Genomic DNA, 23,954 nt, shown 5'->3' with positions numbered 1-23,954 from the left:
CGGACCCTAGCCGGTGCTCCCGCGACACCGTCCGGCCACCGGGTGATCACCGATCGACTGTGACATCGCGGGCGTCTCGTACTCTTGGCGAGGTGACGAACCAACCCGCCACCATGCCCATGCCCTCCGTCCGCCGCGCCGCCGGTCTCTTCGCCGGTGTGGCGCTCGGCCTCGCCGTGCTCGCCGGGTGCAGCTCCCAGGGCGCCTCCACCGACTGCGGGCTGGACGCCTGCACCGTCACCTTCGAGCGGGGTGTCGACGCGAGCGCCACCATCCTCGGTGTCGAGGCCAAGCTGGTCGGCGCCGAGGGCGACCAGGTGACCGTCGAGGTCGCCGGCGAGCAGCTCACCCTCACCACCGGGCAGCAGGCCACCGAGGCCGGCGGCTTCGCGGTGACCCTGGACAGCGTCACCGACCAGCAGATCAAGATCCGCGTATCGCGTAACCCGGGGAGCTGACCCGGGCGGGCGGCGGTGGCCGACGTTTGGAAATCTTCGTAAACGGAGATTGTGGCGCCATGTCACTTACCCGTAACGCCGAAGCCACCGCCTCCCGTACGGCGGACAGCCGGTGGCTGGAACTCCTCGCCCGGGCCGGCTTCATCGGCTACGGCATCGTGCACCTGCTCTTCGCCTGGCTGGCGTTGCAGATCGCGTTCGGCACGTCGTCCGACGACGGCGACCAGTCCGGCGCGCTGCGTACCCTCTCCCAACAGCCCCTCGGCAAGTTCCTCGTCATCGCCGTCGCGATCGGCCTGCTCGCGATGGCGATCTGGCAGGGGCTGGAGGCGGCGGTCGGGCACCGCGCCGAGCGCGGCAAGGAACGGGTCATGGAACGGCTCGCGTCGGCCGGCCGGACCATCGTCTACCTCTACTTCGCCTGGACCGCCTTCAAGGTCTTCTCCGACGCCGGGTCGAACAGCGCCGACCAGCAGGAGGCGCTGACCGGCAAACTGATGACCTCCAGCGGTGGCCGCTGGCTCGTCGGCCTGGCCGGGCTGGTGCTCGCCGCGATCGGTGTCGGCCTGGTGATCTACGGCGCGCTCAAGAAGTTCGAGAAGCACCTGAAGACCGGCGAGATGAACCCGAAGACCCGCCAGCTGGCCCGCCGGCTGGGCATGGCCGGGTATGTGGCCAAGGGTGTCGCGTACGGCATCGCCGGTCTGCTGGTCATCGTGGCCGCGGTGAACTACGACCCGGAGAAGGCCCGTGGTCTGGACGCCGCGCTGCACACCCTGCGTGAGCAGTCGTACGGCACGTTCCTGCTGACCCTGGTCGCCCTGGGCATCGCCGCCTTCGGCGTCTACTGCTTCCTCCAGTCCCGGTACCGCAAGGTCTGAACTGGTCGATTCCTAGGCCGTCGGGCACTCTTGGGCTTTTGCCCGGAGTGCCCGACGTCTGGTTGAAGGGGAGCACCGAAGCCGTGCAGAACTATCTCGAAACGGCCGTCGCCGCGCTCGTCGCGGCGGCGGTCGCCCTGTTCCTGGTCGAGGTCGTCCACCGGTTGACCCGGCGTTTCGGTCGCCGGTCACTGCTGTTGACCGAGTTGACCGAGCACGCGCACCGCCCGTTCCAGGTCGCCGCGACGGTCCTCGCCGTGCAGTTCGCCGTCCGCTTCACCACGGGGTACGCGGTGGGCGAGGGCTGGCGGCGGCTCCTGCTGCACCTGCTCATCCTCGGTGTCATCGCCACACTGGCCTGGCTGGTCGCCTGCCTGCTGGTCGTCGTGGAGGACACCGCGCTGGCCCGGTTCCGGGTCGACGTGCCCGACAACCGGCACGCCCGGCGGGTACGGACCCAGGTGGTGATGCTGCGCCGACTGACCATCGCGGTGATCGTCATCCTGACCGTCGGCGTGATGCTGATGACCTTCCCCAGCGTGCGGGGCATCGGCGCCGGTGTGCTGACCTCCGCCGGTGTGGTCGGTGTGGTGGCCGCGCTCGCCGCACAGAGCCTGCTCGGCAACGTCTTCGCCGGCCTCCAGCTCGCCTTCAGCGACGCCGTCCGGCTCGACGACGTGGTCGTCGTGGAGGGGGAGTGGGGGCGCATCGAGGAGCTGACCCTCAGCTACGTGGTGGTGCAGATCTGGGACGACCGACGGTTGATCCTGCCCACCTCGTACTTCACCAGCAAGCCGTTCCAGAACTGGACCCGGACCGAGGCGGCGGTGCTCGGCACCGCCGAGTTCGACGTGGACTGGGCGGTGCCGGTGCAGACCATGCGTGAGGAGCTGCGCCGACTCGTCGAGGGCACCGAGCTGTGGGACGGGCGGGTCTGCGTCCTCCAGGTCACCGACGCCACCGGCGGGACGGTGCGGTTGCGCGCGCTGGTCAGCGCCGCCGACGCGGGCAGTCTGTGGGACCTGCGCTGCCTCGTGCGGGAGCACCTGGTCGCCTGGATCCGGGACAACCGCCCGACCGCGATGCCCCGGCTGCGCACCGAGCTGGGCGACTCCACCAGCAACCTGTCCTGGCAGTGGGTGCAGCCGCGGCGCCCGGCCCGGCGTCCCTCCGATACCGAGGCGCCCGACGACGCCCGGGTCTTCGGCGGCAGCGACGACGGCGACGCCCGCAGCGAAGCCTTCGTGGGCCCCGACGAATCCCGCCAGTAGCACCCCGCCCCGCCCGCGCGCCCCGCCCGCGCCCCGCGCGCCCCGGAAGATCGTGCAACTTCCTGGTTGTAGTGGCCTCCACAGCGGTCGAGGCCCCTACAACCAGGATCAAGCGCGATCTTGCCCGGCAGACCCCGACGATCATGGGACTGACGGGTGCGTACGCCTGATTTGTCCCCGCCAACCTCATGATCGCCGCTGCGGGGCGGGGGCGGGGGCGGGGCCGGGGCGGTGCGGGGGCGGGGCGGGGGCGGGGAGCGCGCCGGGTGAGGGGTCCGTTCGGGGAGGTTTGGTCGGGCTTGGGTGGGGGATGTGCTGCCGGACGTCTCTGGCGTGATCGCGGCGGCTGTGGCCGCGTATCGGCGGCGCGGCGTGCGGACAACACCGACGGTGCGCCACTTGGCGCGCTTTAGGATTGACGAGCGGCGACTCCGGGCATACAGCGCGGTGATGAGGAAAGGAGGACAGCATGGCTGACGTGGCGAAAGCCCGCACATCCCAGAATGGGAGCGAGCCCTCCACCGCCGAGTTGGTGCAACGAGCCACCGAGCAGATCTCCCGCCTCGTGCGGGACGAACTGACGCTGGCCCGAGCGGAGTTGACCCAGAAGGGTAAGCACGCGGGCATCGGGATCGGCCTGTTCGGCGGCGGCGGCGCGCTCGCGTTCTTCGGCCTGGGTGCGCTGGTCGCCACGGCGATCCTGCTGCTCGACCTGGTGTTGCCCGCCTGGGCCGCGGCGCTGATCGTGGCGGTGGCCTGCTTCCTGGTGGCCGGCATCCTCGCCCTGGTGGGCAAGAAGCAGGTCAGTCGTGCCGTCCCGCCGGTCCCGGCGGCCACGGTCCGCAGCCTCCGGGCAGACATGGACACCGTCACCGCCGCGGTGAAGGACAGGGGGCGGCAATGACCGGCAACGGGACCGGCGACACGGAGGCGCTGCGCGAGGAGATTCGTCGCACCAGGGTCGAGCTGGGCGAGACGATGGAGGCGTTGGCCGCCAAGGCCGACGTCAAGGCGCGTCTCAGGGAGTCCGCCGAGCAGGCCAAGGAGCGGATGCGTGAGCAGGCGGCACAGACCGTCGCCCGGGTCCGCGGGCAGGCCGTGCGGGGCGCGGGGATGGCGCGGGCGCGGGCCCACGAGAAAAGCGAGTTGGTACGCGCACAGGCGTACGACAAGGGCGAGTTGGTGCGCCGCAACCCGATGCCGTGGGCGGCCATCGCGGCCGGTGCGGTGGCCACCGTTGTGGTGTTGATGATCGTGCGGGGGAGGCGTAGGTGAGTAAGAGCATCGGCAGGGTCGCGTACCGGCCGGTCGGCGTGTTGATGGGCATCGCCGCGGGGGCGGTGGCCGGGGCGATCTTCCGGCAGGTCTGGAAGGTCACCGCGGGCGACGGTGAGGCGCCCAACGCGACCGACGAGGATCGCGGCTGGGGCGAGATCCTGGCGGCCGCGGCATTGCAGGGCGCCATCTTCGCGGTCGTCCGGGCCGCCGTGGACCGGGGCGGCGCGGTCGGCGTACGCCGGATGACCGGCAGCTGGCCGGACTGACCAGACAGCGACGTCAGCCCCCTTCCCGCATCGATGGGAAGGGGGCTTTCGCATGGCATCACCCGCCACCCGGCACGCCTGAGGCATCCGTCAGGTCACATGTCGGAGAAATTCGTCGGAGAGGTCGTGACAGACTTTTTGCGTCCGTGATTTGCTGGTCCCCGCTGTTGCGAGATGGCGTGGGTTGAGAGAAGTCTCCTTCGTGGGGCCGCCTCAGGCACCGCTGCTCAAAAACGGCCAATCGGCCGGACGGCGTGCACGGCCGCCAGTTTTTAGAGGGAGATACACATGGCTCAGGGAACCGTGAAGTGGTTCAACGCTGACAAGGGCTTCGGCTTCATCACCGTCGATGGTGGGGGTGCTGACGTGTTCGTCCACTTCTCGGCCATCCAGACCAGCGGCTACCGCTCGCTGGAGGAGAACCAGCGGGTGGAGTTCGAGATCGCGCAGGGTCAGAAGGGCCCGCAGGCCGAGCAGGTCCGTCCCATCTGAGTAGGATGGCCGGCCCCGCCGGCCAGTGGGACGATCCGGCCCAAGGGTAACTGTGCAGCCCCGCATCCCATCGGGATGCGGGGCTGCACACGTGTTCGGGCTCCCCAGTGGAGCGGGCGCTCAGCGTCGACGCGAGCGCAGACCGAGCCAGAGCACCACCAGCCCGGCCAACGCCACGAGCGGACCGACCACCGCCCAGATCTTCTGGTCGGTCATCACGCTGCCGTCGACGTAGCCGAGGCCCTGGACCGTCCACACCGCGCCGATCACCACGGCCAGCAGGCCGAGGGTGAGCGGAAGCCAGCCCCTCATCGCGTCCCCTCTCCGCCGCCCGGGGCGGCACGCCGCCGTCCAGCATCGCCGGCCGGACGGTGCGACGCGAGCATCCCGGGCGCGCGGGTCACCACCGGTCGTGCACCTGCGGGCGGATCAGCTCGTCGTAGGTCTCGCGGACGGCTGTCAACTGCTCGTCGGTGAGCGGGGACAGGGCGGCCGCCGCGGCGTTGCGTCGGGCCTGGTCGGCGTCGCGGGCACCGGGGATGACCACTGTGACGCCCGCCTGGTCCAGCACCCAGCGCAGTGCGAACTGCGCCATCGTGCGGTCCGCGTCGACCAGCGGGGCCAGCCGGCGTACGGCGGCCAGACCCCGGTCGAAGTCGACTCCGGAGAACGTCTCCCCGACGTCGAAGGCCGCGCCGTGCCGGTTGAAGTTGCGGTGGTCGTCGGCGGGGAACTCGGTGTGCTCGTCGTAGCGGCCGGAGAGCAGGCCGCTGGCGAGCGGCACGCGGGCGATGATGCCGACGCCGGCTGCCGCCGCGGCGGGCAGCACCCGCTCCAGGGGCTTGTGGCGGACCGCGTTGAGGATGATCTGGACGCTCGCCACCCCCGGTCGGGCGATCGCGGTGAGGGCCTGGTCGCAGGTCTCGACGCTGACCCCGTACCCGGCGATGGCCTTCTCGGCGACCAGGGTGTCCAGGCCGTCGAAGACCTCGTCGGAGGAGAAGACCGCGGTGGGCGGGCAGTGCAACTGGACCAGGTCGAGGGTGTCCATGCCCAGGTTGGCCCGGGAGCGGTCGGTCCACTGCCGGAAGTTGGCCAGGGTGTACGCCTCGGGCCGCTGCTCGACGCGGCGGCCCATCTTGGTGGCGACGGTCAGCCCGGCGTCGGGTCGGGTGCGCAGGAAGCGGCCGATCAGCTGCTCGCTGCGGCCGTCGCCGTACACGTCGGCGGTGTCGAGGAAGGTGACCCCGGCGTCCACGGCGGCGGCGAGCACCGCCATCGCGTCGTCCTCGCTGACGGTGCCCCAGTCGGCCCCGAGTTGCCACGCGCCCAGGCCGACCGCGCCAACGGTCCGGCCGAGCCGGTTGAAGCTGCGCTGTTCCATGCCCCGAGCCTAGTGATCGGGTTGCCACGGTGCCAGGCGAGCCGTACCGTAAACAGTACGAACGTACGGTTTAGGAGGCGATCATGTGGGATCCGACGGCCTACCTGCGCTTCGGCGACGAGCGGTCGCGGCCGTTTCACGACCTCGTCGCCCGGATCCCGGCCGGGCGACCCCGGGCGGTGGTCGACCTCGGCTGCGGCCCCGGCCAGCTCACCGCCACCCTCGCCGAGCGCTGGCCGACGAGCCGCGTGCTCGGCCTGGACTCCTCACCCGACATGATCGAACGGGCCGCGGCCCTCGGCGCGCCGGTCGACTTCGCGGTGGCCGACCTGCGCGACTGGCGTCCGGCCGGCGACGAGGACGTGGTGGTCAGCAACGCGGCGCTGCAGTGGGTCCCCGGCCACCAGGAGCTGCTGCGCCGGTGGGCCGCCGAGCTGCCCGCCGGGGCGTGGCTCGCCATGCAGGTCCCCGGCAACTTCGACGCCGACTCGCATCGCGCCCTGCGGGAGGTCGCCGACCGGCCGACCTGGCGGGCCGTCGTCGCCCCGCTGCTGCGCGCCGACCCGGTCGACGATCCGGCCGACTACGCGGCGCTGCTGACCGCCGCCGGCTGCGCCGTGGACGCCTGGGAGACTACCTACGTGCACCTGCTACCGGCCCGACCCGCGGCCGAGCACCCGGTGCTGGTCTGGATGGAGGGCACCGCGCTGCGCCCGGTCCGGGCCGCGCTGGACGCCGCCGGCTGGTCCGCCTTCCGGGCCGAGCTGGGGGTACGGCTCGCCGCGGCGTACCCGGTGCGGCAGGGTCAGGTGTACTTCCCGTTCCGCCGCGTCTTCGTCGTCGCCCGCACCGGCGACCATGTTCAGGAGAACTCGTGACCGACCTGCCCACCTTCATCGCCGGCCTGCCCAAGGCGGAGCTGCACGTGCACCACGTCGGCTCCGCCTCGCCCCGGATCGTCGCCGAGCTGGCCGCCCGCCACGAGGGACGCACCCCCGTGCCGACCGACCCGGACGCGCTGGCCGCCTACTTCGAGTTCCGCGACTTCGCGCACTTCATCGAGGTGTACCTGAGCGTCGTGGACCTCATCCGGGACCCGGAGGACGTCTGGATCCTCACCCACGAGGTGGCCCGGGAGCTGGCCCGCCAACAGGTCCGGTACGCGGAGCTGACCATCACCCCGTACTCGCACGTCCGGCGGGGCATTCCCGCCCCGGCGTTCTGCGAGGCCATCGAGGACGCCCGCAAGCGCGCCCAGGCCGACTTCGGCATCGAGCTGCAGTGGTGCTTCGACATCCCCGGCGAGGCCGGCCTGCCGGCAGCCGAGGAGACGCTGCGCATCGCGCTGGACGAGCGCCCGGACGGGCTGGTCAGTTTCGGCCTGGGCGGCCCGGAGATCGGCGTGCCCCGACCGCAGTTCCGGCCGTACTTCGACCAGGCCCGCGCCGCCGGGTTGCGCTCGGTGCCGCACGCCGGGGAGACCACCGGACCGCAGACCGTCTGGGACGCGCTGAACGAGCTGGGCGCCGAGCGCATCGGGCACGGCATCTCCGCCGCCCAGGACCCACAGCTGCTGGCGTACCTGGCCGAACGGCAGATCGGCATGGAGGTCTGCCCGACGTCCAACGTCCGTACCCGGGCGGTGGCCACCCTCGACGAGCACCCGCTGCCCCAACTGGTCGAGGCCGGGCTGCTGGTCACCATCAACTCCGACGACCCGCCGATGTTCGGCACCACCCTCAACGACGAGTACGCGGTGGCGGCCCGGCTGCTCGGGATCGGCGCCGAGGGCCTGGCCGGGCTGGCCCGCAACGCGGTCACCGCGTCCTTCCTCGACCCCGCCGGTAAGCAGCGGATCCTCGCCGAGATCGACGCGTACCTCGTCACCGCCGGCTGACCCGGTCGCCACTCGGTGGCCGGCCGGGCCGGCGGTGGCGAGCAGGGCGCGCGGCGGGAGCGTGGGTGTGGGGGGACCTGTGGCTCCCGCCGCGCGCGCGGCTCCACCGGCAGTGGGTGCGTGCTGCGCTCGGCCGGTGGAACTGGTGGGTTCGTGCTGTGATCCTGTCAGCCCGCGACCGACGTGAGGCCGTCGTTAACCGCGATCTAAGGAAGACTTGCACCGGCGCACAGCCCGGGTGCCGCCCGGGTCAGTCGTCGGTGGGGCGCTGGCGGGGCCACCGGCGTCCGCTGGCCTTCGTGTCCCGCGCGTCGCGGGCCATCCGGCCGACCAGACCGAAGCGGCTGACCTGCCGGGGTGTCGCCTCCGGGTCGGCGAGCAGCATCACCACGCTGGCCCCGCCCAGCCGGGCGCGGTCGATGCTCACCGAGCCGTTGGCCTGCAACGCCACCCGCTTGGCGATGTCCAGGCCGAGCCCGGTCGAGCCCTGGTCACTGGCGCCCCGGCGCAGTGCCCGGTCCGGGTTGGCGATGCCGGGGCCGGCGTCGTCGATCCGGATCGCCACGTAACCGTCGCGCCGGGACACCGCCACCTCGAACGCGGTGCCCTGCGGCGTGTAACGGAAGACATTGCCGATGACCGCGTCCAGCGCCGCGGCCAGCTCGGCGCGCGGCACCGGCGCCGGGATGCGCAGCTGCGCGCCGGTGACCCGGTGCGGCCGGTTCTGGTCACCGGCCAACGCCGCCCAGAACACCATCCGGTCCCGGACCACCTCGCTGACGTCGCACATCGCCGGCCCGGCCTCGTGCGCCACCGCCTTGCGGGTCGTCTTGATCAATACGTCGATCTCACCCTCCAGGGTGACGATCGCCTGCCGGATCCGCCGGATCCCGCGCAGCCGGTCCAACTCGGCCTGGCTGAACGAACCCACGCTGGTGTCGTCGGACTCCAACGCCTCCGCGTCCAACCGCAGCACCGTCAACGGGGTACGCAGCCGGTGCGACAGGTCGGCCACCAGCTCCCGCTCGTCGGTGCGGGCGGCGTCCAGCCGGTCCGCCATCCGGTTGAAGGCGTACCCGGCCTCGGCCAGCTCGCGCGGACCGGTCGGCTCGACGCGGACGCCGAGGTCGCCGTCGCCGATGGAGAGTGCCGCCTTGACCAGGCCGCGGGTCGAGTCCACCGCGCGGGCGGCGACCCGGTCGACCACCAGCACCGCCGCGCCGACCATCGCCGCACCGACGGCGAACAGCAGCAGCCAGGTGCCACCGGCGCCCTCGCCCAGCGCGGACTCCGGAAGGAACACCTCGACCACTGCCGTCCGGTCACCGAGGACCACCGGGTCGAGCCGGGCCACCCCGCCGTCGACGTCGACGACCACCGACTGGCGCTCGGAGCGGGCCCGCTCCAGGTCACCGCCGCTGGCCCGGCCGGCGGACTCGTCCAGCCCCAACCCGTGCACCACGGGTCGGGTGGGTGCGCCCTCGGCGCTGGCCACGACGGCGCGCTCGACGACCACCGGGTCGGTGCTCACCGCCAGCGCGCCGGTCACCAGCGCGCTGCGCCGGGCCGCGTCGGCGATCGCCTCGTCCCGACTCTGCTCCCGCAGACTGAGCCCGAGCGGGATCAGGAACGCGAGCGCCACCAGGCTGCACATGCCGGCGGTGAGCACCGCCAGCGCCGTCCTCAGTCCGGTGCCACCAGCCGGAATCCGACCCCCCGCACGGTGCGCAGGTAGCGCGGCTTCGCCGCGGACTCGCCCATCTTTCTGCGGAGCCAGTACAGGTGAACGTCGATGGTCTGATCCTCGCCGACCGATGGCTGCCGCCATACCTCCTCCAAGAGTTCCCGGCGGGACACTACCCGCCCAGGTCGTGCGGCGAGATACGCCAACAGGTCGAATTCCTTACGGGTCAGCGCCAGCGGCTCCCCGTCGAGCTGGGCGCTGCGCTCGCCCACGTCCACCCGCAGCCCGCCGACGCTGTGCACCGCCGGCTGCACGGACCGACTGGCCCGGCCGGCCCGGCGCAGCACCGTGGTGATCCGCGCGTCCAGGTGCGCCCCGGTGAACGGCTTGACCATGTAGTCGTCGGCGCCGGCGCGCAGCAGCTTCACCACCGACTGCTCGTCGTCACGGGCGGTGGCGATGATGATCGGAATGTCGGTGATGCCGCGCAGCATCCGCAGCGCGTCCGAGCCGTCCAGGTCGGGCAGGCCGAGGTCGAGCACCACCAGGTCGGGTGTCTCCGCGGCGACCCGACGCAGCGCGTCCAACGCCGTACCCACGGCGTGCACGGCATGCCCCCGGTCGGTGAGGGACCGCAGCATCGCGCCGCGTACGACGTGATCGTCTTCGACCAGGAGCACGGAGGCCACGACAAGACCGTACTTGGCCTGGCAAGTTGATCGCGTTGCGACGTGCCTGGCGACCGGGCAAGCTGGTACGACGATGTCGTTCACCCTGTTCGCCGATGCCCGCCTGGCCCTCGCCCGGGACAGCCTCGCCGGTCTCTCCACCGGCGACGCCCTCGGCGCGCAGTACTTCCTGCCGGGGTCGGCGCCGGTGGATGTCGCCGCCGACGCCCTGCCGCCGGCGCCCTGGGAATGGACCGACGACACCGAGATGGCCTGCTCGGTCCTCGCCCAGTTGGCCGACTCCGGCGGCATCGACCGGGACCGGCTGGCGCTCTCCTTCGCCGAGCGGTGCACCCCGCGCCGAGGCTACGGTGCTGGCGCGATGCTGATCCTGGAGCTGATCCGTACCGGCACCCCGTGGCCGCTCGCCGCCGCCTCGGCCTTCGACGGGCAGGGCTCCTGCGGCAACGGTGCGGCGATGCGGGTCGGCCCGCTCGGCGCGTACTTCGCCGATTCGAGCGCCCGCGCCGCGGCGCAGGCCCGCGCCGGTGCGGAGGTGACGCACGCCCACCCGGAGGGGATCGCCGGCGCGGTCGCCGTCGCCGTGGCCGCCGCGCTGGCCGCCCGGGCCCGCCTCGACGGGCACCGGCCGGCCCCGGAGCGGCTGCTCGCCGGGATCGGTGCCGCGCTCGACCCGGGCACCGCCGTGCATCGGGGCGTACACCGGGCGGCCGAGCTGCTCGGACGGCCGCTGTCCCGGGTGGTGGCGGCGCTCGGCAACGGCTCCCGGGTGACCGCCCAGGACACCGTCGGGTTCACCCTCTGGGTGGCCGCCACCCACCTCGACGACTATCCGGCGGCCATCGAGACGTGCATCCGGGCCGGTGGGGACATGGACACCACAGCCGCCATCGCGGGATCGGTGGTGGCGGCGTACACCGGCGTCGGCACCCCGGGCGGGGTGCCCGAGTCGTGGCTGGCCGCCCGCGAGCCATTACCCACCTGGCTCCCCTGACCCGAGGCCGCCTTGCCCGCGCGGGCCGCTCTGACGACGCGGGCTGCCTGCCCACCGGCGTTGCCCTGACGAGGGCGGTGCCCCCTGCTTACCGGGGCTGCGTGCCCGCGCGGGCTGCCCTGCGCAAGATCAACTCGGCTTCCTGTATATCGGGGTGTCCGCGCGGCCCGGTTGCCGCGGTTTTCGGAAAGCCGAGTGGATCACCGCCAAATCGGGCTGTCCGGGCGGTCGGGATGCCGCGGTTTCCGGGAACCCGAGTGGATCACCGCGATGCCGCGGAAACGGCGGGCTGGGGGTCGGCGGGCTGCGGGTTGGTCCGCGTCGGGTCGGCGGGCTCTGCGGGCTCGGCTGCGTGGCCGGGTGTCTCGGCGGGCGTCGTGGCGTCGCTCGCGCTGCCACGTGTCGCGGTGGGTTCGGCGCTGCCGCGCGTCGCGGTGGGTTCGGCGCTGCCACGTGTCGCGGTGGGCTCCGCGCGGCCGGTTATCTCGGCCAGGGTCGCGGCCTCGTCGCGCTTCGTGCCCTGGTCCGGGTCGCCGGTCACCTCGGCGAGCGCGGTGGCCTCGTCCGGCCCGCGTCGGCGCCACCGGCTGACCAGCCAGCCGATCGCCGCGCCGCCGCCCAACCCGGCCAGCAGGCCGGCGGCCAGCATCCCGTCGGCGTTGCCGGACTCCTCGCCGGCGCCACCCGCGCGGGTGGCCGGGTCGCCGTCGCCGCCCGGTTCGCCGTCGGCACCGTTGCCCCCAGCGGCTGGCGCGCCGGCCGCCGGCGCGCCGTGACCGCCACCATGCGCGGCCGGTCCGGCGGCGCCCGGGGCCGCCGGGAGCAGGGTGAGCGCCGGGGCCCGCTGCGCGCCTGCGGCGTCCGCCCACCGGACCACGGTCCCGTCGGCGTACGTCTGGACGACCTCGAAGGTGAGCCGCTCGGCCTGCGGCATCGGCCCCATGGAGAGCGCCAACCGGGCCGGGCCGGCGTCGCCCGCACCGACCCGGACCCAGGTCACCGCCGTCGTCACAGTGCTCACCCCGGAGGAGTGGATACCGGCCAGCGGCTTGTCCAGGGTGCGGGAGCTGATCCGGGGCGCCCAGCCGTCCACCGACATGGGGTAGACCTCGGCGACCGGCGCGTCGGCCGGCAGTCGGACCTCGATCTGCTTGGTGGTGGTGCCGGCCCGCTCCGCCGGGACGGTGAACTCCAGCCGTACCGCGTCGCCCTGCCGGGCCTCGGTCGGGGTGATCGTCACGTCCGCCGCGTACGCCGTGCCAGGCCAGAGCAGCAGCCCGGCGGCGGTCACCGCGGTCGCCGCCACGATCCGCCGCCGACGGCCGTCGCCGTGCGTGCTCCCCATCTCGTGCCCCCATCCGTGTCGACGCAGCCGGCACCGGTTCCGGCCACACCTTCTAGTTCGGCTGCGAGGCGCGAAAGGTTCAACGGCGGCGGTAAGGAAGGTGCCGTTCCCGGTCGGGGACACGGCGACCGATAGCATCGGCAGGAGCCGAGGATCGGCACCGTTTCGTACCGCTTGGAGGAGTCACCGTGTCCGCACCCCGTACCCCCGCCGTGGCCGACCCCGTCGTCGTCGCCGCCGGGACCACGGCGGCCGACGCGGTGGCCGCGGCCGGACTGCCCGCGAACGGCCCCAAGGCGATCGTCGTGGTCCGCGACCCGCAGGGCCAGTTGCGCGACCTGGACTGGTCGCCGGCCGAGGAGACCGTCGTCGAGCCGGTCAGCCTGGACTCGCCGGACGGGCTCAACGTGCTGCGCCACTCCACCGCGCACGTGCTCGCCCAGGCCGTGCAGGACGTCTTCCCCGAGGCGAAGCTGGGCATCGGCCCGCCCATCGAGAACGGCTTCTACTACGACTTCGACGTCGACAAGCCGTTCCAGCCCGATGACCTCAGCAAGCTCGAGAAGCGCATGCAGGAGATCATCAAGTCCGGGCAGCGGTTCCGTCGCCGCCGCTTCGGCAGCCTGGACGAGGCCCGCTCCGAGTTGGCCGACGAGCCGTTCAAGCTGGAGTTGATCGAGGTCAAGGGCGAGGGCCTGGACACCGACGAGGTGATGGAGGTGGGCGGCGGCGAGCTGACCATCTACGACAACCTCGACGCCAAGGAGGACAAGGTCTGCTGGTCGGACCTGTGTCGTGGCCCGCACCTGCCGACCACCCGGCTGATCGGCGCGTTCAAGCTGATGCGCTCCGCCGCCGCGTACTGGCGGGGGTCGGAGAAAAACCCCCAACTGCAGCGGGTGTACGGCACCGCGTGGCCGACCCGCGACGAGCTCAAGGCGTACCTGAAGCTGTTGGAGGAGGCCGCCCGGCGCGACCACCGCAAGCTCGGTGCGGACCTCGACCTGTTCAGCTTCCCCGACGAGATCGGTTCCGGCCTGGCGGTCTTCCACCCCAAGGGCGGCATCATCCGCCGGGAGATGGAGAACTACTCCCGGCAGCGGCACGAGGCCGCCGGGTACGAGTTCGTCAACACCCCGCACATCACCAAGGCGCAGCTGTTCCAGACCTCCGGTCACCTGCCGTACTACGCGGACACCATGTTCCCGCCCATGCAGCTCGAGGGCGCGGACTACTACCTCAAGGCGATGAACTGCCCGATGCACAACCTGATCTTCAGGTCGCGCGGGCGGTCGTACCGTGAGCTGCCGCTGCGGATGTTCGAGTTCGGCACCGTCTACCGGTACGAGAAGTCCGGCGTGGTGCACGGCCTGACCCGGGTCCGGGGCCTGACCCAGGACGACTCGCACATCTACTGCACCCGCGAGCAGATGGCCGGCGAGCTGTCCACGCTGCTCAGCTTCGTGCTCGACCTGCTGCGCGACTATGGCCTCGACGACTTCTACCTGGAACTGTCGACCCGCGACGACTCGCCGAAGTTCATCGGCGCGGACGAGGACTGGGCGGAGGCGACCGAGGCGCTGCGTACCGCCGCCGCGACCTCCGGCCTGGAACTGGTGCCCGACCCGGGCGGCGCGGCGTTCTACGGGCCGAAGATCTCCGTGCAGGCCCGCGACGCGATCGGCCGGACCTGGCAGATGTCCACCATCCAGGTCGACTTCAACCAGCCGGAGCGGTTCGGGCTGGAGTACCAGGCCGCCGACGGCAGCCGGCAGCGGCCCGTGATGATCCACCGGGCGCTGTTCGGGTCGATCGAGCGGTTCTTCGGGGTGCTCACCGAGCACTACGCGGGTGCCTTCCCGGCCTGGCTGGCGCCGGTGCAGGTGGTGGGCATCCCGATCCGCGAGGACCACACGGACTACCTGCACGGCTTCGTCGCCGCGCTGCGCGCGGAGGGCATCCGGGCCCAGGTGGACGCGGGTGACGACCGGATGCAGAAGAAGATCCGGACGGCCCAGCAGCAGAAGGTCCCGTTCATGGTGATCGCTGGCGACGACGACGTGGCCGCCGGCACGGTCTCCTTCCGCTACCGCGACGGCTCGCAGCGCAACGGGGTGCCGATCGCCGAGGCGGTGACCCACGTGCTGGACGTGGTCAGCTCGCGGACCAACATCGGCCCCTCCGCCGCCGCGGAGTAGCGCAACCGCCGCGCGGCCGGTGTGCCGCCGGTGTGCGCCGCGCCTGCCCGCTCGCCGCGCTCGTGGTGCCCGCTCGCGGGTGCTGGCTCGCCGCGCTTGTGGTGCTGGCTCGTCGCATGATCGTGCTCGATCCAGGAAGTAGTGGCCTCCCCGGTGCGGGAGGCCACTACTTCACTGTTCGAGCGCGATCATGGGATGGCGGCCGGGGCCGGCGATCATGGGCCCGGAGGCCGGGGGCCGCCGATCATGGGTCGGAGGCCGGAGGCCGGGGGCCGGCGTGCGAGGCCGGGGGCGGTTTCGGGTGTCAGATGCCGCAGTTCGGCGCCGACCAGCCGCCGACCGCCGCCACGTGGGTGTGGTCGTTGTGGTCCGGGTAGCCGGGGCCGAGGATCTGCCCGAAGCCGTGGTAGCGGGCCTGCTGGGCCAGTCGGCAGAACGACGGGGACCCGACCAGGTCCACCCCGTCGCCGTACAGGTGTCGGCTGTTCGACGCGCCACCGACCGCGCTGTTGCAGGCGTAGCTGCGGAAGCTGCTGCTGATCGCGATGGACACGTCGCCGAGTGCGTGCCGCATGGCCTGGAGTTTCCACATCGACACGAGCGCGTTGAACCGGGCGGTGCTCGCCGACACCGCACCGCCGGACCAGTCGCTGTTGCACTTGTTCAGCTCGGCGTAGCTGAAGTTGGCCGGGGTGCAGTCGTCGTCCTGGAGGGCGTAGAGCCGGTTGAAGGTCTGTGGGCCGGCGATCCCGTCGGCGGGCAGCCCGTACGCCTGCTGGAAGCGGATCACCGCCGATCGGGTGGCTGGGCCGTACGCGCCGTCCAGGGTGAGCACCGCGCCGTAGCCGGGGTAGCCGGCGACCCGGATCTGGAGCTGCCGGACGTCCTCGCCGGACGCACCCTGGGCCAGGGTGCGGCCCCAGGTGTAGCAGCCGTCCGCCTGGGCCGCGCCGGCGGTGAGGGTGACGCCGACCACTGTGGTGGTGGCGGTCAGCGCAAGTGCCGCGAGGAACCTGCCGAGCCGTCGGAACATGAAGCCCTCCATCAATGCATGGAAGTATCTGAGTGCATGGAAGTTTCATGCCTTGCCGTTGATCCGTCAAGAACTTGCAATGCCCGGTTTCCCGACGGCGGTGTCGCGGCGTGTCCACCGGGCTCCGTAGGATCGGCTCGTGACAGGGGCGGAGCGGCACACGGACACCGACGGCATGGCGGACGGCCTGGAACGGCTCTGGACGCCGCACCGGATGACCTACATCTCCGGCGAGGACCGCCCGGCCGAGGGCTACGAGAAGCCCACCGGCTGTCCGTTCTGCCGAGGGCCGCAACTCCCCCCGGAGCAGAGCCTGGTGGTGGCCCGTGGCGAGCACGTGTTCGTGGTGCTCAACCTCTACCCGTACAACCCGGGGCACCTGCTGGTCTGCCCCTACCGGCACGTCGCCGACTACACCGACCTGGACGTGCCGGAGACCGCCGAGCTGGCCTCGTACACCCAGACCGCCATGCGGGTGATCCGCAAGGTCAGCAACGCCCACGGCTTCAACCTGGGTATGAACCAGGGCGGGGTGGCCGGCGCCGGCATCGCCGCGCACCTGCACCAGCACGTGGTGCCGCGCTGGGGTGGCGACGCGAACTTCATGCCGGTGATCGGCCGCACCAAGGTGCTGCCGCAGCTGCTCGGCGACACCCGCGACCTGCTCGCCCGCGCCTGGCCGTCCTGACCGTCGCCGGCCGCGTCGGGCTGGCTCGGTGGCGTCCGCGTCGGGCTGGCTCGGTGGCGTCCGCGTCGGCCCAACTGGTCGGCGCGCAGCAGCGAGGTCGGCTCCGGCCAGCCCGTCGCGTGCGGGCGATCATGCCGTACGGTGACCGTCTCCGTGCGCCCGCGTGTCCGCCCGCCGGATCTGCTACGCCCCGACCCGGCGAAGGTGGCACGATCGGCCGATGGCAGTCACGACACGGATGTTGGGGCGCAGCGGCATCGAGGTCAGCGCCCTCGGCATGGGGTGCTGGGCGATCGGCGGACCCTGGGCGGAGGGCAGTCAGCCGCTGGGCTGGGGCGCGGTCGACGACGACGAGTCGGTGCGGGCCGTCCGTCGGGCACTCGACCTCGGCGTCACCCTGTTCGACACCGCCGACGCGTACGGGGCCGGGCACGGCGAACGGGTACTCGGCCGGGCACTCGCCGGCCGCCGCGACGAGGCCGTGATCGCCACCAAGTGGGGTTACACGTTCGACGAGGCGAGTCGGCAGGCCACCGGTGAGGACGCGTCGCCCGCGTACCTGCGCGGCGCGGTGACCGCCTCGCTGCGCCGGTTGGGCACCGACCGGATCGACCTGTATCAGCTGCACCTGGCCGACCTGTCGGTGCCGAGGGCGCAGGCGCTGATCGGGACCTGCGAGGACCTGGTGGCCGAGGGCCTGATCCGGGCGTACGGGTGGAGCACCGACCGCCCCGACCGGGCCGCCGCGTTCGGGCAGGCCGCCGCCGGTGCCACCGCTCTGCAGCACGCCCTGTCGGTGCTGCGTGACGCCCCCGAGTTGCTGGCCGTGTGCGACAAGTACGACCTGGCCAGCATCAACCAGGGGCCGCTCGGGATGGGGCTGCTCACCGGCAAGTACACGGCTTCGTCGACGCTGCCCCGCGACGACGTGCGAGGGTTGGCGCCGGGCTGGTTGGGGTGGTTCCGGGGTGGCCGGCCGGCGCCCGAGTGGCTGCGCCGGGTCGGCGCGGTCCGCGCCGCGCTCACCGCTGACGGGCGCACCCTCGCCCAGGGTGCGCTGGGGTGGATCTGGGCGCGCAGCGGTCGCACCATCCCGATCCCGGGCTGCCGTACTGTCGCCCAGGTCGAGGAGAACGCCGCCGCCCTGCACCGGGGCCCGCTGCCGGGCGACCAGTTCGCCGAGGTGGAGCGCCAGTTGGCGGCCCTGCGCACGGCCGCCCTACGCGACGCCGACCGCCCTCACTGGCCCCGCCCGGCCTACCCCACAGTCCATCCCTAACCCCACCCCACCCACCCTCACCCCACCCCACCCCGCCCTGGTCCTGGCCCTGGCCTCGTCGATCTTGCACTTTCTGCGGTGACATATGCCGCGACAGCGACATAAGGACGACAGAAAGCGCAAGATCACCGCAGGGCAGGGCAGGGCAGGGCAGGGCAGGGCGGGGCAGGGCCGGGGCCGGGGCGGGGCGGGGCAGGGTCGGGTTACGCGGGTTGTTCCTTGCGGGCCTGGTCGGCCAGGTGGGTGGGCATGGGGTCGTGGCGGACGAAGTGCCGGCGGAAGGTGCCGGTGCCGGCCGTCATGGAGCGCAGCTCGACGGCGTAGCGGAGCAGTTCGGTGGCCGGCACCTCGGCGCGGACGAGGGTGCGGCCCTCGGAGTCCGGGTCCGGTTCGGTGCCGAGCACCCGGCCGCGCCGGCCGGACAGGTCGCCCAGCACCGTGCCCACCGAGCCGTCCGGAACCCGGATGCTCACCTCGTCGATCGGCTCCAGCAGGGCCGGCTGACCACGCTCGGCGGCGTCGCGCAGCGCCAGCGCGCCGGCGGTCTGGAAGGCCGCGTCGGAGGAGTCGACGCTGTGTGCCTTGCCGTCGACCAGTGTCACCCGCAGGTCCACCACCGGGTGGCCGGCGACCAGCCCGCGCTCCAGCTGGGCACGGACGCCCTTCTCCACCGACGGGATGTAGTTGTGCGGCACCGCGCCGCCGACGATCCGGTCGACGAACTCGAAGCCGCTGCCGCGCGGCAGCGGCTCGACCTCGATGTCGCAGACCGCGTACTGGCCGTGGCCGCCGGACTGCTTGACGTGGCGGCCGTGCCCCTTCGCGGGCACTGTCAGCGTCTCGCGCAGCGACACCCTGACCGGCTCGGTGTCCAGCTCGACGCCGCCGGCACGCAGCCGGTCGAGCACCACGTCCGCGTGTGCCTCGCCCATGCACCAGAGCACCAGCTGGTGGGTCTCCGGGTTGCGCTCCAGCCGCAGGGTGGGGTCGCCGGCGACCAGTCGGGCGAGGTTGCGGGCCAGGGCGTCCTCGTCGGCGCGGCTGCGGGCGACGATCGCCACCGGCAGCAGCGGCTCCGGCATCTCCCAGGGGGCGATCAGCAGCGGCTCGTCCCTGGTGGAGATGGTGTCGCCGGTCTCGGCGCTACCCGACTTGGTGATCGCGCAGATGTCACCGGCCACGCAGAACGACACCTCCCGCAGGGTGGCGCCCAGCGGGGTGTAGATGTGCCCGACCCGCTCGTCGGCGTCGTGGTCGGGGTGTCCGCGTTCGGCCAGGCCGTGGCCGGAGACGTGCACCGTCTGGTCGGGGCGCAGCGTGCCGGAGAAGACCCGGACCAGCGAGACCCGACCGACGTGGCGGTCGACGGTGGTCTTGACGACCTCGGCGACGAGCGGCCCGGCCGGATCGCAGCTCAGCGGCGGACGCGGTGAGCCGTCCACGCCGGTCACCGCCGGCAGCTCGTGCTCCAGCGGGGAGGGGAACGCGGCGGTCAGCACCTCCAGCAGCACGTCCAGCCCGACGCCGGTCTGGGCGCAGACCGGCACCACCGGGTAGAAGTGGCCCCGGGCGACGGCCTTCTCCAGGTCGTCGATGAGCACCTCGTCGCTGATCTCCTCGCCGTCGAGGTAGCGGTCCATCAGGGTCTCGTCCTCGCTCTCGGCGATGATCCCCTCGATCAGCTCGTCGCGGGACTCGTCGATGGCCCGCTGGTGCTCCGGGTCCGGGTCGCGGACGTCGGCGGGCAGCCCGGCGCTGTAGTCGAAGACCCGGCGGGTGATCAGGCCGAGCAGACCTTCGGTGGACACCCCGTCGTCGCCGAGCATCGGCAGGTAGAGCGGCATCACGTTGTCGCCGAAGAGGCGCTGGCAGAGCGCCACCGTCTCGTCGACGTCGGCGCGGGGCTGGTCCAGTCGGGCCACCGCGACAGCCCGGGGCATGTCGACGGCGGCGCACTCCTCCCACAGGGCGACGGTGGCCGCGTCCATGCCGCCCGCGGCGGAGACCACGAACAGCGCGGCGTCGGCGGCCCGCAGCCCGGCGCGCAGCTCACCGACGAAGTCGGCGTACCCGGGGGTGTCCAGCAGGTTGACCTTGATGCCGTTGTGCAGCAGCGGCGCGCAGGACAGGCTGACCGAGCGTTGCTGGCGTACGGCGGCGGGGTCGTGGTCGCCGACAGTGGTGCCGTCGACCACGGTGCCGGCGCGACCGATCGTGCCGGTCGCCGCGAGCAGCGCCTCGACCAGGGTGGTCTTGCCCGCCCCGGAGTGGCCGACGAGCACCACGTTGCGAACCCGCTCGGGCTCGGTCACCAGTGGCGTGCCGCCGGTGGAACCCTTGTCGTGACTCTTCTGCGCCATGGGGCGCACCTCCCTCAGCCGGTGGTGGTGGCGACCGCCGCGCGACGGGAAGCGGCCCGGGGCGAGTGCGCGGCGATATCCTCCGGTGGTCTGCTGCACAGCGGGAACTCAACGGGCGGACGGGTGAGCTGGCTCACCTCCCGGCTCGATCTCACACCCGTTGCCGGACAGGCACAAGCCTCCCCCGGGCGGGTCGGCGGTACCGTCCGTATCGGCAGAGCTGGGCGGACCGTTATCGTGGGGACCGCCATGGCGAAGATCTTCCAAGTGTCGGCCCGCGCGGGGATGACCCGCGTCGTCGAGCCGATTGCCCGCGCCCTGCTGCGCGCGGGCGTCACCCCCAATGCCGTCACCGTCGCGGGCACCGTTGGTGTGCTCGTCGGCGCGCTCGGCTTCGGTGCTCGCGGCCATCTGGTCGCGGGCGCGTTGATCGTCACCCTGTTCGCGCTCACCGACCTGCTCGACGGGACGATGGCCCGGATGAGTGGTGGCTCCACCCGGTTCGGCGCGTTCCTCGACTCAAGCATGGACCGGGTCGCCGACAGCGCCGTCTTCGGCGCTGTCGCGTACTGGCTGGCCACGCAGGGCAACTACTCCGGGGTGGCCGCCGCGTTGGTCTGCCTGGCCGCCGGCAGCCTGGTCTCCTACGTGAAGGCCCGCGCCGAGGGGCTGGGCATGACCTGCAACGTGGGCATCGCCGAACGCACCGAGCGGCTGCTGATCGTCGGCGTCGGCGGGATCCTCACCGGCCTGAACGTGAAGCCGGCGCTGGAGATCGCGCTCTGGCTGCTCGCCGCCGTGTCGATCTTCACGGTGGGCCAGCGGATGACGCACGTCTACCGCCAGGCCCAGCAGCTCCAGCCGGACGGTCAGGCGTGAGTGGCCTGCCGGCGACCCGCCGTCGGAAGACCGGCGGCCGAGTCGCGTGAACCTCACCGAGCTGGGCTACATCGCCGGTTGGCGGGTGATCCGCGCGCTACCCCGGCCGTTGGTGGCGGCGGCGTTCCAGGCGGGCGCGGACCGCGCCCATCGCACCGGCAGCGGGGGTACGGCCCGACTGCGCGCGAACCTGCGCCGGGTGGTCGGCCCGGAGGTGCCCGACGCCGAGCTGGACGATCTCGTCAAGCGCGGGCTGCGCTCGTACGCCAGGTACTGGATGGAGGCGTTCCGGCTGCCCAGCCTGAGCCGGTCGCAGATCCTGTCCACCTTCCGGCTGGACGGCGCGGAACTGCTCGCCGCCGACGTGGCGGCCGGCCGGGGCGCGGTGGTGGCGCTGCCGCACGCCGGCAACTGGGATGCCGCCGGCGCCTGGGTGGCGGCCACCGGTTGGCCGCTCGCCACGGTGATGGAGCGGCTCAAGCCGGAGGGCGTGTACAAGCGTTTCCTGGCCTTCCGAAAGGTCCTCGGGATGGAGATCCTGCCGACCCACGGTGGGCCGCGCCCGGCCTTCGACGTGCTGCTGGACCGGCTCCGCGCCGGTGCGGTGGTGCCGTTGCTGGCCGACCGGGACCTCTCCGCCCGGGGGGTGGAGGTGGACTTCTTCGGCGGGAAGACCCGGATGCCCGCCGGGCCGGCGCTGCTCGCGCTGCACACCGGCGCGCCGCTCTACGTGGCCTCGATGTGGTACGAGCCGGACGCCGCGTGTGCGTCGCTGGATGGCCCGCTGCCGGTGCCCGGGCCCGAGGTGGGTCCCCTGGACCAGCGGGTCCGGTCGCTGACCCAGTTGATCGCTGACCGTCTGGCGGCGGGTATCGCCCGGCATCCGGAAGACTGGCACATGTTGCAGCGGATGTGGCTGGACCAGGGAAGGTCGGGGGAGGGCGCGGCGCTGCCCTCGTCGGCCTCCGGCCAGGCCTGAGGAGGTGGGCTGACACATGCGGATCGGCATCGTGTGCCCGTACTCCTTCGACGTGCCCGGTGGGGTGCAGAACCATGTCATGGACCTCGCCGAGGCGCTGATCGCGCTGGGCCACGAGGTCAGCGTGCTCGCGCCGGCTGACGACGATTCGCCGCTGCCGGAGTACGTGGTGTCCGCCGGGCGTGCTGTTCCGCTGCCGTACAACGGTTCGGTGGCCCGGATCGCGTTCGGCCCGGTGTCGACCGCCCGGGTGCGGCGGTGGATCACCAACGGTGACTTCGACGTGTTGCACGTGCACGAGCCGCTCACGCTGAGCCTGTCGCTGCTGGCCGTGCTCTCTGCCCGTGGCCCGGTGGTGGCCACGTTCCACACCGCGATGACCCGTTCCCGGGTGCTCGCCGCCGCGCAGGGCGTGCTCCAGATCGTGTTGGAGCGGATCACCGCCCGGATCGCGGTGAGCGCGTTGGCCCGCAAGGTGCAGGTCGAGCACATGGACGGCGGCGCGGTGGAGATTCCCAACGGGGTGGCGGTGGCCAAGTTCGCCGACGCCGAGCCGTTGCCGGGCTGGCCGGGGGAGTGCGCGGCCGGCACCGGGGGCACGCTCGGCTTCCTGGGCCGGTTCACCGAGGCTCGCAAGGGCTTCCCGGTGCTGCGCGACGCGTTCGTGGCGTTGGCCGCCACCCGGCCCGGCCTGCGGTTGCTCGTCGCCGGTCCCGGTGACCCCGACGACCTGTACGACCAGTTCCCCGCCGAGCTGCACGAGCGGATCACGTTCCTCGGCCTGGTCAGCGAAGCGGACAAGGCGCGGATGCTGCGCAGCGCGCACCTCTACGTCGCACCGAACACCGGCGGCGAGTCGTTCGGCATGATCCTCACCGAGGCCCTCGCGGCGGGTACGACTGTGGTCGCCAGTGACCTGGACGCGTTCCGGCGGGTCCTCGACGGTGGGCGGGCCGGTCGCCTCTTCCCCACGGGCGACCCGGTGGGGCTGCGTGACGTGCTGAGTGAGCTGCTGGACGACCCGGCCGGGCGGGCCACGCTGAGTGCCTGCGGCGATCAGGTGGTCGCGAATTTCGACTGGCCGGTGGTTGCTCGGCGCGTTGTGGAGGTATACGCAGCGGCGATCGAGGCAACCGACGGGCGGGTCATCGACCAGGAGTGGGTGGGGCTGGGCTGAGCCGGTGTGACGGATGGTGCGGTGGTGACCGGTGGGACCGGTCCGGCCGCGCCCAATCGGACGAAACGGAGCAGCACTACGATGCCGCACATGTGGTGGGTGGTGGCCGGAAGCGTGGTCGTGGGACTGGTCGCGGCGTACCTCATCTGGACCGCCGGCCGGGTCGAGCGGCTGCAGGGCCGGGCGGAGCTGGCGGCCCGGGCCCTCGACGCCCACCTGCTGCGCCGCGCGGCGGCAGCCGCGGTCCTGGCTGAGCGGCGTTTCGGGGTCGAGCTGTACGCGGCGGCCCGGATCGCCCTGGACGCCAGCCCGGACGAGCGGGAGGCGGCGGAGAACGACCTCACCCGGCAGTTGCGGAGCGTCCAGTTGGACCCGAACGATCCGAGCTGCGCCGCGGTCATCGCCGCCAGCCGTCGGCTCGCGTTGTCCCGGCAGGTGCACACCGACCTGGTCCGGGACGCCCGCTCGGCGCGAAGCCGGCCGCTGGTGCGCCTGTTGCGGATGGGCCGGGGCCGGGAGTGGCCGCGCTACTTCGACATCGACGACCCGACCCTCGTCGTCCCGGCGGACGTCCCCGCCGCCTGATCCCCGGCGGGCGTCGGCCGCTCCCCGACGGCCCGGTGACCACTGCCACAGTGCAGGCCACCGGGGGTCTGATTGGCTGTCGGTACGGCGTTGCACCGCGCGTAGCATTTTCGCTGCCACCCCCACCGCAGGTCCAA

Annotated in this window: 24 protein-coding genes; 17 read left to right on the top strand and 7 right to left on the bottom strand. The window is 72.6% G+C overall.

All coding sequences use genetic code 11. From position 1 onward, the window contains the following. The first annotated feature begins 92 nt into the window (after positions 1-92). The 7 genes from AB0C03_RS21330 to AB0C03_RS21300 all read left to right on the top strand — a co-directional run bounded on the left by AB0C03_RS21330 (position 93) and on the right by AB0C03_RS21300 (position 4,646). The gene (locus tag AB0C03_RS21330; protein ID WP_210862680.1) at positions 93-458 is read left to right on the top strand and encodes a hypothetical protein; all 366 of its coding nucleotides are present in this window, start codon (positions 93-95) and stop codon (positions 456-458) included. A gap of 59 nt (positions 459-517) precedes the next feature. Continuing rightward, positions 518-1,339: a DUF1206 domain-containing protein gene (locus tag AB0C03_RS21325; protein WP_030334933.1), complete on the top strand. Its 822-nt coding sequence runs from the start codon at positions 518-520 to the stop codon at positions 1,337-1,339. An 83-nt stretch (positions 1,340-1,422) separates the two neighbouring features. After that, positions 1,423-2,610 carry a mechanosensitive ion channel family protein gene (locus tag AB0C03_RS21320; RefSeq protein ID WP_210863720.1) on the top strand — a complete coding sequence of 396 codons (1,188 nt, stop codon included), beginning with the start codon at positions 1,423-1,425 and terminating at the stop codon, positions 2,608-2,610. 469 nt (positions 2,611-3,079) lie between these two features. After that, entirely contained in the window at positions 3,080-3,514 is a 435-nt protein-coding gene (locus AB0C03_RS21315) for a phage holin family protein (protein WP_030338239.1), read from the top strand. Next, positions 3,511-3,885, top strand: a complete 375-nt coding sequence (locus AB0C03_RS21310) for a DUF3618 domain-containing protein (protein ID WP_030338237.1) — start codon at positions 3,511-3,513, stop codon at positions 3,883-3,885. Before AB0C03_RS21315 ends, AB0C03_RS21310 begins: the two co-directional genes overlap by 4 nt. Next, complete coding sequence (locus AB0C03_RS21305; RefSeq protein ID WP_030338235.1) at positions 3,882-4,154, top strand: DUF4235 domain-containing protein; 273 nt, start codon at positions 3,882-3,884, stop codon at positions 4,152-4,154. The genes AB0C03_RS21310 and AB0C03_RS21305 overlap by 4 nt, the downstream gene beginning before the upstream one ends. A 288-nt stretch (positions 4,155-4,442) precedes the next feature. Then, the gene (locus tag AB0C03_RS21300; RefSeq protein WP_030338233.1) at positions 4,443-4,646 is read left to right on the top strand and encodes a cold-shock protein; all 204 of its coding nucleotides are present in this window, start codon (positions 4,443-4,445) and stop codon (positions 4,644-4,646) included. A 120-nt stretch (positions 4,647-4,766) separates the two neighbouring features. Here the strand turns inward: AB0C03_RS21300 and AB0C03_RS21295 are convergent, their stop codons facing one another. Together AB0C03_RS21295 and AB0C03_RS21290 are read right to left on the bottom strand one after the other, a co-directional pair. Continuing rightward, positions 4,767-4,958 (bottom strand): hypothetical protein, encoded by a 192-nt coding sequence (locus AB0C03_RS21295; RefSeq protein ID WP_030338231.1) that lies wholly within the window; start codon positions 4,956-4,958, stop codon positions 4,767-4,769. A gap of 88 nt (positions 4,959-5,046) precedes the next feature. Next, positions 5,047-6,030: an aldo/keto reductase gene (locus tag AB0C03_RS21290; protein ID WP_030338229.1), complete on the bottom strand. Its 984-nt coding sequence runs from the start codon at positions 6,028-6,030 to the stop codon at positions 5,047-5,049. An 83-nt stretch (positions 6,031-6,113) separates the two neighbouring features. Between AB0C03_RS21290 and AB0C03_RS21285 the strand changes: the two genes are divergently transcribed. Continuing rightward, positions 6,114-6,908 carry a trans-aconitate 2-methyltransferase gene (locus tag AB0C03_RS21285; RefSeq protein WP_030338227.1) on the top strand — a complete coding sequence of 265 codons (795 nt, stop codon included), beginning with the start codon at positions 6,114-6,116 and terminating at the stop codon, positions 6,906-6,908. Beyond that, positions 6,905-7,927, top strand: a complete 1,023-nt coding sequence (locus AB0C03_RS21280) for an adenosine deaminase (protein WP_357638513.1) — start codon at positions 6,905-6,907, stop codon at positions 7,925-7,927. Before AB0C03_RS21285 ends, AB0C03_RS21280 begins: the two co-directional genes overlap by 4 nt. 250 nt (positions 7,928-8,177) lie before the next feature. Here the strand turns inward: AB0C03_RS21280 and AB0C03_RS21275 are convergent, their stop codons facing one another. Both AB0C03_RS21275 and AB0C03_RS21270 read right to left on the bottom strand, forming a co-directional pair. Next, a complete protein-coding gene (locus AB0C03_RS21275) occupies positions 8,178-9,581 on the bottom strand; it encodes a HAMP domain-containing sensor histidine kinase (protein ID WP_030338223.1) in 1,404 nt (467 codons plus the stop codon). A gap of 29 nt (positions 9,582-9,610) precedes the next feature. Then, positions 9,611-10,300, bottom strand: coding sequence for a response regulator transcription factor (locus AB0C03_RS21270; RefSeq protein ID WP_030338220.1), 690 nt, complete (start codon positions 10,298-10,300; stop codon positions 9,611-9,613). A gap of 73 nt (positions 10,301-10,373) precedes the next feature. Between AB0C03_RS21270 and AB0C03_RS21265 the strand changes: the two genes are divergently transcribed. Next, positions 10,374-11,294: an ADP-ribosylglycohydrolase family protein gene (locus tag AB0C03_RS21265; protein WP_357638511.1), complete on the top strand. Its 921-nt coding sequence runs from the start codon at positions 10,374-10,376 to the stop codon at positions 11,292-11,294. 262 nt (positions 11,295-11,556) lie between these two features. Here the strand turns inward: AB0C03_RS21265 and AB0C03_RS21260 are convergent, their stop codons facing one another. Further along, entirely contained in the window at positions 11,557-12,639 is a 1,083-nt protein-coding gene (locus AB0C03_RS21260; RefSeq protein WP_357638509.1) for a DUF1775 domain-containing protein, read from the bottom strand. A gap of 188 nt (positions 12,640-12,827) precedes the next feature. Between AB0C03_RS21260 and thrS the strand changes: the two genes are divergently transcribed. After that, complete coding sequence (gene thrS / locus AB0C03_RS21255) at positions 12,828-14,837, top strand: threonine--tRNA ligase (protein ID WP_357638507.1); 2,010 nt, start codon at positions 12,828-12,830, stop codon at positions 14,835-14,837. A 304-nt stretch (positions 14,838-15,141) separates the two neighbouring features. On the opposite strand, the gene AB0C03_RS21250 is transcribed toward thrS, so the two are convergent. Then, positions 15,142-15,870 carry a D-Ala-D-Ala carboxypeptidase family metallohydrolase gene (locus AB0C03_RS21250; protein WP_030338212.1) on the bottom strand — a complete coding sequence of 243 codons (729 nt, stop codon included), beginning with the start codon at positions 15,868-15,870 and terminating at the stop codon, positions 15,142-15,144. 175 nt (positions 15,871-16,045) lie between these two features. On the opposite strand from AB0C03_RS21250, the gene AB0C03_RS21245 reads away from it, so the two are divergent. Both AB0C03_RS21245 and AB0C03_RS21240 read left to right on the top strand, forming a co-directional pair. Continuing rightward, complete coding sequence (locus AB0C03_RS21245; RefSeq protein WP_209444630.1) at positions 16,046-16,558, top strand: HIT family protein; 513 nt, start codon at positions 16,046-16,048, stop codon at positions 16,556-16,558. 220 nt (positions 16,559-16,778) lie between these two features. Further along, the gene (locus AB0C03_RS21240) at positions 16,779-17,837 is read left to right on the top strand and encodes an aldo/keto reductase (RefSeq protein ID WP_357638504.1); all 1,059 of its coding nucleotides are present in this window, start codon (positions 16,779-16,781) and stop codon (positions 17,835-17,837) included. A gap of 203 nt (positions 17,838-18,040) precedes the next feature. Here AB0C03_RS21240 and AB0C03_RS21235 read toward each other — a convergent pair whose 3' ends face one another. Beyond that, on the bottom strand, positions 18,041-20,197 hold the full coding sequence (locus AB0C03_RS21235) for an elongation factor G-like protein EF-G2 (RefSeq protein WP_357638502.1): 2,157 nt from the start codon (positions 20,195-20,197) through the stop codon (positions 18,041-18,043). Between the two features lie 249 nt (positions 20,198-20,446). Between AB0C03_RS21235 and pgsA the strand changes: the two genes are divergently transcribed. From pgsA to AB0C03_RS21215, 4 genes are all read left to right on the top strand, one after another. Then, entirely contained in the window at positions 20,447-21,076 is a 630-nt protein-coding gene (pgsA, locus tag AB0C03_RS21230) for a phosphatidylinositol phosphate synthase (RefSeq protein WP_030336879.1), read from the top strand. A gap of 46 nt (positions 21,077-21,122) precedes the next feature. Then, positions 21,123-22,055, top strand: coding sequence for a phosphatidylinositol mannoside acyltransferase (locus AB0C03_RS21225; protein WP_357638500.1), 933 nt, complete (start codon positions 21,123-21,125; stop codon positions 22,053-22,055). A 16-nt stretch (positions 22,056-22,071) separates the two neighbouring features. After that, complete coding sequence (locus AB0C03_RS21220) at positions 22,072-23,232, top strand: glycosyltransferase family 4 protein (RefSeq protein ID WP_030336883.1); 1,161 nt, start codon at positions 22,072-22,074, stop codon at positions 23,230-23,232. A gap of 81 nt (positions 23,233-23,313) precedes the next feature. Then, positions 23,314-23,817 (top strand): hypothetical protein, encoded by a 504-nt coding sequence (locus AB0C03_RS21215; protein WP_036412400.1) that lies wholly within the window; start codon positions 23,314-23,316, stop codon positions 23,815-23,817. The last annotated feature ends 137 nt before the right edge of the window (positions 23,818-23,954 follow it).

This window comes from Micromonospora parva, assembly GCF_040649675.1.
GTDB classification, from domain to species: domain Bacteria; phylum Actinomycetota; class Actinomycetes; order Mycobacteriales; family Micromonosporaceae; genus Micromonospora; species Micromonospora parva.
Note: the sequence above shows the minus strand (reverse complement) of the source record. Positions and strands in the feature narration are given on the sequence as shown.

Bases quoted from the DNA above. Each gene is read 5' to 3' on its own strand.
- AB0C03_RS21250 (WP_030338212.1), bottom strand. From the start codon at position 15,870: ATGTTCCGACGGCTCGGCAGGTTCCTCGCGGCACTTGCGCTGACCGCC.
- AB0C03_RS21290 (WP_030338229.1), bottom strand. From the start codon at position 6,030: ATGGAACAGCGCAGCTTCAACCGGCTCGGCCGGACCGTTGGCGCGGTC.
- pgsA (WP_030336879.1), top strand. From the start codon at position 20,447: ATGGCGAAGATCTTCCAAGTGTCGGCCCGCGCGGGGATGACCCGCGTC.
- AB0C03_RS21245 (WP_209444630.1), top strand. From the start codon at position 16,046: ATGGCGGACGGCCTGGAACGGCTCTGGACGCCGCACCGGATGACCTAC.
- AB0C03_RS21215 (WP_036412400.1), top strand. From the start codon at position 23,314: ATGCCGCACATGTGGTGGGTGGTGGCCGGAAGCGTGGTCGTGGGACTG.
- AB0C03_RS21240 (WP_357638504.1), top strand. From the start codon at position 16,779: ATGGCAGTCACGACACGGATGTTGGGGCGCAGCGGCATCGAGGTCAGC.
- AB0C03_RS21295 (WP_030338231.1), bottom strand. From the start codon at position 4,958: ATGAGGGGCTGGCTTCCGCTCACCCTCGGCCTGCTGGCCGTGGTGATC.
- AB0C03_RS21300 (WP_030338233.1), top strand. From the start codon at position 4,443: ATGGCTCAGGGAACCGTGAAGTGGTTCAACGCTGACAAGGGCTTCGGC.
- AB0C03_RS21265 (WP_357638511.1), top strand. From the start codon at position 10,374: ATGTCGTTCACCCTGTTCGCCGATGCCCGCCTGGCCCTCGCCCGGGAC.
- AB0C03_RS21275 (WP_030338223.1), bottom strand. From the start codon at position 9,581: ATGTGCAGCCTGGTGGCGCTCGCGTTCCTGATCCCGCTCGGGCTCAGT.
- AB0C03_RS21310 (WP_030338237.1), top strand. From the start codon at position 3,511: ATGACCGGCAACGGGACCGGCGACACGGAGGCGCTGCGCGAGGAGATT.
- AB0C03_RS21220 (WP_030336883.1), top strand. From the start codon at position 22,072: ATGCGGATCGGCATCGTGTGCCCGTACTCCTTCGACGTGCCCGGTGGG.
- AB0C03_RS21260 (WP_357638509.1), bottom strand. From the start codon at position 12,639: ATGGGGAGCACGCACGGCGACGGCCGTCGGCGGCGGATCGTGGCGGCG.
- AB0C03_RS21325 (WP_030334933.1), top strand. From the start codon at position 518: ATGTCACTTACCCGTAACGCCGAAGCCACCGCCTCCCGTACGGCGGAC.
- AB0C03_RS21285 (WP_030338227.1), top strand. From the start codon at position 6,114: ATGTGGGATCCGACGGCCTACCTGCGCTTCGGCGACGAGCGGTCGCGG.
- AB0C03_RS21235 (WP_357638502.1), bottom strand. From the start codon at position 20,197: ATGGCGCAGAAGAGTCACGACAAGGGTTCCACCGGCGGCACGCCACTG.
- AB0C03_RS21315 (WP_030338239.1), top strand. From the start codon at position 3,080: ATGGCTGACGTGGCGAAAGCCCGCACATCCCAGAATGGGAGCGAGCCC.